Source organism: Nitrosophilus sp., assembly GCF_982775275.1.
Genome location: NZ_CEXZHP010000076.1, coordinates 1 through 6976, shown reverse-complemented (window position 1 = coordinate 6976; position 6976 = coordinate 1). Strand labels below are relative to the sequence as shown.

The 6976-nt window shown below is 33.5% G+C and carries 5 protein-coding genes and 1 pseudogene; 5 read left to right on the top strand and 1 reads right to left on the bottom strand.

The window, feature by feature from the left end; all coding sequences use genetic code 11:
- The 4 genes from AC30RD_RS05060 to acnB all read left to right on the top strand — a co-directional run.
- Positions 1-1446 (top strand): DNA translocase FtsK (locus tag AC30RD_RS05060; RefSeq protein ID WP_489493222.1); only part of this gene is annotated, 1446 nt, incomplete at its 5' end.
- A complete protein-coding gene (locus AC30RD_RS05055; protein WP_489493220.1) occupies positions 1446-2699 on the top strand; it encodes an MgtC/SapB family protein in 1254 nt (417 codons plus the stop codon). The genes AC30RD_RS05060 and AC30RD_RS05055, both read left to right, overlap by 1 nt.
- A 101-nt stretch (positions 2700-2800) precedes the next feature.
- Complete coding sequence (locus tag AC30RD_RS05050; protein ID WP_489493219.1) at positions 2801-3307, top strand: hypothetical protein; 507 nt, start codon at positions 2801-2803, stop codon at positions 3305-3307.
- Between the two features lie 11 nt (positions 3308-3318).
- Positions 3319-5901, top strand: coding sequence for a bifunctional aconitate hydratase 2/2-methylisocitrate dehydratase (gene acnB / locus AC30RD_RS05045; protein ID WP_489493217.1), 2583 nt, complete (start codon positions 3319-3321; stop codon positions 5899-5901).
- A gap of 35 nt (positions 5902-5936) precedes the next feature.
- Here the strand turns inward: acnB and lolA are convergent, their stop codons facing one another.
- Complete coding sequence (lolA, locus tag AC30RD_RS05040; RefSeq protein ID WP_489493216.1) at positions 5937-6449, bottom strand: LolA-like outer membrane lipoprotein chaperone; 513 nt, start codon at positions 6447-6449, stop codon at positions 5937-5939.
- Positions 6450-6557: 108 nt separating this feature from the next.
- Here lolA and AC30RD_RS05035 point away from each other — a divergent pair.
- Positions 6558-6976 (top strand): annotated as a pseudogene (locus AC30RD_RS05035) (preprotein translocase subunit SecA); the annotation flags it as partial.

The following is a 6976-nucleotide window of genomic DNA, read 5'->3' as shown; positions in this document are numbered from 1 at the left end:
AATAAAAGGCTATTAGAGAGCGTTGAGAAAGGAAAATTGGAAAAGCCTAAAAATTTTAAACTTCCATTAATCGATTTTTTACAAAAACCTCCTAAAAAAAGAGGAAACATTAACGAAGCAGAAATTGATAAAAAGATAAAAGAGCTTATCGAAAAACTCGCCAAATTTAAAATTGAAGGTGATGTTGTTAGAACCTATACAGGTCCTGTGGTTACTACTTTTGAGTTTAAACCAGCACCCCATATAAAAGTTTCTAAAATATTAAATTTAGCCGATGATTTGGCAATGGCTCTTAAAGCAAAAACCATTAGGATCCAAGCCCCCATCCCTGGTAAAGATGTGGTGGGAATAGAGATACCAAATAAAGAGATAGAAACGATTTATCTTAGAGAAATTTTAGAGAGCGATATTTTCAAAAACGCCGCATCGCCTTTAACCATAGCACTTGGAAAAGATATAGTCGGAAAGCCTTTTGTTACAGATTTGAAAAAACTTCCTCATCTTTTGATAGCGGGCACTACCGGAAGCGGTAAAAGTGTAGGAATAAATTCGATAATTATTAGCCTTTTGTATAGAAATTCGCCCGATAATTTAAAACTTATGCTAATTGATCCAAAAATGTTGGAATTTTCTATATATAATGACATACCTCATCTTTTAACTCCAGTCATTACCAAGTCAAAACAGGCAATTATCGCTTTAAACAATATGGTAGCCGAAATGGAGAGGCGTTATCAGCTAATGAGTAAAACAAAAACAAAAAATATTGAAGGTTACAACAAAAAGGCAAAAAAAGAGGGATTTGAACCTCTACCTTATATAGTGGTTACTATAGATGAGCTTGCCGATTTGATGATGACAAGCGGAAAAGAGGTTGAACATTCAATTGCAAGACTTGCACAGATGGCAAGAGCGAGCGGAATACATTTAATAGTTGCTACTCAAAGACCAAGCGTTGATGTGGTGACGGGTATTATTAAGGCAAATTTACCAAGTAGAATAAGTTTTAAAGTAGGCCAAAAAATCGACTCAAAAGTTATACTTGATACTTTTGGTGCAGAAACTCTTCTTGGAAGAGGAGATATGCTTTTTACGCCTCCTGGGGTAACTGGACTTATTAGACTTCACGCACCATGGATAAGTGAAAACGAAATAGAAAAGATCGTTGAGTTTTTAAAATCCCAAAGAGGTCCCCAATATGATGAAAAATTTTTAAAAGAGGAGATAGGAGGATCTACATCTAGCCAAAGCGTTGATGAAGAGTTGGATGAGCTTTTTGAGGAGGCAAAAGAGATAGTTTTAAAAGAGAGAAAAACTTCAATTAGTTATCTTCAAAGAAGATTGCAAATAGGTTACAATAGAGCTGCAAGAATCGTTGAACAGTTGGAAAATATGGGTGTTTTATCTGCTCCAAACGCTAAAGGGAACAGGGAGATTTTAATTTAATGGATACAGAGTTTGCGATAAATCTTTTGTTATCCTCTGTTTTGGGATTGATGATAGGACTTCAAAGAGAGATTCAAACATACTTTGAAAAATCAAAAGAGTTTGGAGGAGCAAGAACCTTTTCTATAATTTCAATAATCGGTTATTTAAGCGCGGTTTTAACCAATTATGTTAATTGGCTTTTTCCATTGGTAGTAGTTGGAATTATATTATTTGTGACCTATGTTCATTCAAAAACGGTAAAAATTACAAAAGATATAGGTACAACTACCGAATTTGCCGCAATTGCAACGCTATTAATCGGATCTGTTATATTTTTTTTAGGAAAACAAGAAGCTGTATTTAGCGCTATTTTGGTTCTTTTTTTACTTGAAATAAAAGGCAAAATAAAAGAGTATGAAGGAAAAATATCTAAAAAAGATGTAACTTCTGCTATTTTATTTGCTTTGATGAGTTTTGTAATTTTACCGATTTTACCAAATTATCCTGTTGATCCGTTTGGAATAATAAATCCATATCAAATATGGATGATGGTTGTTTTAATTTCTGGTTTATCTTTTTTAGGTTATATAAGCGTAAAATCTATAGGTGCTAAAAAGGGGTTGCTGCTTACCGGTTTTTTTGGTGGGCTAGTCTCATCAACCGCTGTTTCCATTTCTCTTTCTAAAAGATCAGTTATCAATAAAGAGTTGATATCTTATCTAGCCGTTGCTATAGGGATAGCCTCAAGCACAATGTTTTTTAGGGTTTTGGTAGAGGTAGCGGTTGTTGATAAAAGACTTTTGGAATATATTTTTTTGCCTTTTATGCTATCAACAATATTAGGATATTTTTATCTATTTATTCTTTATAAAAAAGCAACCATAAAGATAACTTCTGCGGATTTTGAGTTAAAAAACCCTTTAGAATTAAAAGAAGCGCTAAAGATAGGGATACTTTTTGGATTGGTGTTTGGCGCAATGAATTTGGTTGAGAAAAATTTTGGAGATTTAGGAATATATATAGTTTCAATTATTTCAGGATTTGGTGATGTAGACGCAATTACTTTATCTTTGGCAAATATGAGTTTAGAAAATAAAATAGATAAAAATATAGCTGCTATAGGGATATTTTTAGCCTCTATTTCAAACTCTTTTACAAAACTTCTGATTGTTTTTTATATTGGAGGCAAAAGAATAGGAATTTTGATATTTTTATTTTTTTTAATTTCCGTTGCACCGTTGCTATTTTTTGTAGGAAAATTTTTATTGTAACTTTTTTACACATATTATATTTTAAATGTTACTTAATGAAACAACCTTATAATTTATATAAATTAATTTGATAAAATTTAATCACAACAAAAGGAGGAACTATGGAAAAATTTATGGAAAAAATTGAAGAAAATGTTAAGCATTTTGAAGAGCTTGTTAAAAAGAGCGAAGAGGAATTAAAAGAGTTAGATGAAAAGTTAAAAAGCGTAAAAGAAAAGCTTATCAAAAAAGAGGAGGAGATTTTAGAGGTTTCTTCTCACATTAGAGAAAATGAACATAAAATAAACGCAATTTTAGATAAATTAAGAAAAATAAAAAAATTATTAGCTCATGAGGATAGTCAAAGAGAAAGAGAGACTCTTTTGGCTGAGAGAAGAAAACTTTTAGAAGAGCTTGGTGAGCTGAATGAAAATGAAAGTAGATTAAAAGAAAAACATAGAGAACTTACCTTTGAAGAGGATAAACTTCTTGAAGAAGAGGCAAAATTGGAAGATGAAAAAACAAAATGGATGCAAAAACATGAAAAATTTATGAAAAAACTGCAACACAATATCGACCTTTTACAAAAAAAACTTTCTCAATTTAAACAATTACACAATATTAAATAAAAGGAGAAGATATGGGTTTTATTGAAGAATACAAAAAAGCGGCCGAAGAAAGAGCAAAGCTTGGAATACCTCCAAAGCCTTTAACTCCAAAGCAGGTTGCAGAAGTTATCGAATTATTAAAGCAGGTTCCTATCGTTGAAGAAGAGTTTTTGATGGATCTTCTTTTAAATAGGGTTCCTCCTGGCGTTGATGATGCGGCATATGTAAAAGCAGCTTTTTTAAGAGATATAATAAGAGGACATGCAAAAACGGCTGCTATTAGTCCTAAACATGCTGTTGAGATACTCGGCACTATGCTTGGTGGATACAATGTAGGACCCCTTGTTGAGGCGTTAAGTCATGAAGATGAAGAGGTAGCTCAAGCAGCTGCTGATGCACTTAAAAAAACACTTTTAGTTTATGATGCATTTAACGACGTAGTTGAACTTGCAAAAAATAACAGATTTGCAAAAGAGGTATTAGAGTCTTGGGCAAATGCCGAATGGTTTTTTAATAGACCGCCACTTCCTGAGTCTTTAAAAGTTGTTGTTTTTAAGGTTCCTGGCGAGACAAATACTGATGATCTCTCTCCTGCAAGCGAAGCTTGGAGTAGAAGTGATATTCCTTTGCACGCTTTAAGTATGCTAAAAGCTAAAATGCCAGATGCTCAAGAGACTATAAAAAGATTAAAAGAGGAGACAAAACTTCCTGTAGCATTTGTAGGCGATGTTGTGGGAACGGGAAGTAGTAGAAAATCTGGTATTAACTCTGTTCAGTGGTGGATAGGAGAAGATATTCCACATGTTCCAAACAAAAGAACAGGTGGTGTTATAATAGGTGGAATTATAGCTCCGATTTTTTTCAATACCGCTGAAGATTCAGGTGCACTTCCTATAGAAGCTCCAGTTGATAAACTTGAAACGGGAGATATTATTGAGATTAGACCATATGAAGGGAAAATATTAAAAAACGGCGAAGTTGTAAGCGAATTTAAACTAAAGCCAAATACTCTTCCTGATGAGTATAGAGCCGGAGGTAGGATTCCACTTATTATAGGAAGAGGTTTAACAAGAAAAGCAAGAGCCGCTCTTGGAATGGAAGAGGAAAATATATTTATAAGACCAGAACAACCAAAAGGTAAAGAGGGTGTAGGATATACTCTTGCTCAAAAAATGGTTGGACGCGCTTGCGGTATGGAAGGTGTTAGACCGGGAATGTATATCGAGCCTGAAACTTTAACTGTTGGTTCTCAAGATACAACAGGTGCTATGACAAGAGATGAGATAAAAGAGTTAGCGGCATTAAGTTTTGGTGCTGATTTTGTATTGCAAAGCTTTTGTCATACAGCAGCTTATCCAAAACCTGCCGATATCGAACTTCAGCACACTTTGCCTGAGTTTATAACAAGTAGAGGAGGGGTTAGTTTAAAACCTGGTGATGGCGTAATTCACAGTTGGCTAAATAGAATGGTTCTCCCAGATACTGTAGGAACTGGTGGAGACTCTCATACTAGATTTCCTATAGGTATAAGTTTTCCGGCTGGGTCTGGGCTTGTTGCGTTTGCAGCAGTTACAGGATCGATGCCTCTAAATATGCCAGAATCTGTTTTAGTTAGATTTTCAGGTGAGTTGCAGCCAGGAATCACTTTGAGAGACTTGGTAAACGCTATTCCATATTTTGCTATTAAGCAAGGATTATTGACCGTTGAGAAAAAGGGTAAGAAAAATATTTTTGCAGGACGTGTGCTTGAGATTGAGGGTCTTCCGTTTTTGAAAGTTGAGCAAGCTTTTGAATTAAGTGATGCTTCAGCGGAAAGAAGTGCGGCTGCTTGTACCGTGGCGTTAGATGAAGAACCGGTTATAGAATATTTAAAATCAAATATTAAACTGATTGAAAAAATGATTGAAGCTGGATATGAGGATAAAAGAACTCTTGAGAGACGTATGAAAAAGATGCAAGAGTGGCTAAAAGAGCCAAAACTTATGAGAGCTGATAAAAATGCCGAATATGCAGCCGTTATCGAAATAGATCTAAATGAGATAAAAGAGCCGATTGTTGCTTGTCCTAATGACCCAGATGATGTAGCAACTTTAAGCGAAGTTCTTGAAAATCCAAATAGACCTCATAAAATAGATGAAGTTTTTGTTGGAAGTTGTATGACAAATATTGGCCATTATAGAGCTTTGGGTGAGATTTTAAAAGGCGAGGGACAAGTTCCTGTTAGACTGTGGATAGCTCCTCCTACTAAAATGGATGAAGAAGATCTTATAGAAGAGGGATATTACTCAATTTATGCTGCAGCGGGTGCAAGAACAGAGCTTCCTGGATGTAGCTTGTGTATGGGTAACCAAGCAAGAGTTAGAGATAACGCTGTGGTATTTAGCACTTCAACAAGAAATTTTGATAACAGAATGGGTAAAGGTGCTAAAGTTTATCTTGGAAGTGCAGAGCTTGCTGCGGTTGCTGCGATATTGGGAAGAATTCCAACAAAAGAAGAATATTTAAAAATCGTTCCTAAAAAACTTGCCGGAAAAGAGGATAAGGTCTATTCATATCTAAATTTTGATCAGATAAACGAGCAGCTTCTTGAAGAGATGGTTCATAAATATGTATAAAAGTTTTGGGCATTTTGCCCAAAACTAAGATTTAACTACTGAAAAATGATATCAAATTCCGGGTCGATTTTGTATTCGAAAATTTTATCTTCGATTTTTATATTTTGCTTTTGATTTTTAAAAACGATTATTATTTCATTTTCCAATTTATCTTTAAAGACAATTTTTTTTAGTTTTCCTTTATTATCAAGATATATATAAAAATTTTGATTTTGATATTTTGCTAAAAGAGTGTTTTTATCTATCTTTTTTGCTTTTTTTAAAATCTCTATGATATTTTTCGTTTTTGTAAAATGGCTAATTGTTGCCTGTTCGATTTCAGGCTCAATTACAACTACTTGATCATCGACGATATAGATCTCCTTTTTTACCGGCTTTATATATTTCCACAATATTTTCATAGGCTTTTTAAAATATAGCTTTCCATAATATTTAATAGTTTTTTTTGACTCTTTTACTATCTGTATAAAATCGGCTTCAAAAGAGTTTATTTCTATGGAAGCCAAAAGCATGTTTATAAATATTAAAAAAACAATAATCTTTTTCATTATTCTCCTTTTTTTAATGAATTTTATCTAAAATATAAAAAATCTAAAATTATGATAAAATTGCATATTAAAAAAAAACAGTTATGTTGAAAAAGGTAAAGGAAATAGATGTTAAAAACTTTAGTTCAAAAAGTAATCGGCACAAAAAACGATAGAGAGTTAAAAAGATATCAAAAAAGGGTTAAAAAGATAAATGCATTAGAGCCAAAATATGAAAAATATAGCGATGAAGAATTAAAAAAAGCTTTTAATGAGTTAAGAGAGAGGGTAAAAAGCGGCGAAGCTACTATGGATGAGGTATTGGAAGACTCTTTTGCTATAACAAGGGAGGCTAGCAAAAGAGTTCTTGGAATGAGACATTTTGATGTTCAATTAATAGGTGGTATGGTATTACACGAAGGTAGAATTGCAGAAATGAAAACCGGAGAGGGTAAAACCCTTGTTGCAACTTTGGCTGTGGCGTTAAACGCTATGACGGGTGAGGGAGTTCATGTTGTTACGGTTAATGACTATCTTGCAAAAAGAGA

Excerpts from the sequence above, each read along its gene's own strand:
- AC30RD_RS05055 (WP_489493220.1), top strand. The coding sequence starts at position 1,446 with ATGGATACAGAGTTTGCGATAAATCTTTTGTTATCCTCTGTTTTGGGA.
- AC30RD_RS05050 (WP_489493219.1), top strand. The coding sequence starts at position 2,801 with ATGGAAAAATTTATGGAAAAAATTGAAGAAAATGTTAAGCATTTTGAA.
- acnB (WP_489493217.1), top strand. The coding sequence starts at position 3,319 with ATGGGTTTTATTGAAGAATACAAAAAAGCGGCCGAAGAAAGAGCAAAG.
- lolA (WP_489493216.1), bottom strand. The coding sequence starts at position 6,449 with ATGAAAAAGATTATTGTTTTTTTAATATTTATAAACATGCTTTTGGCT.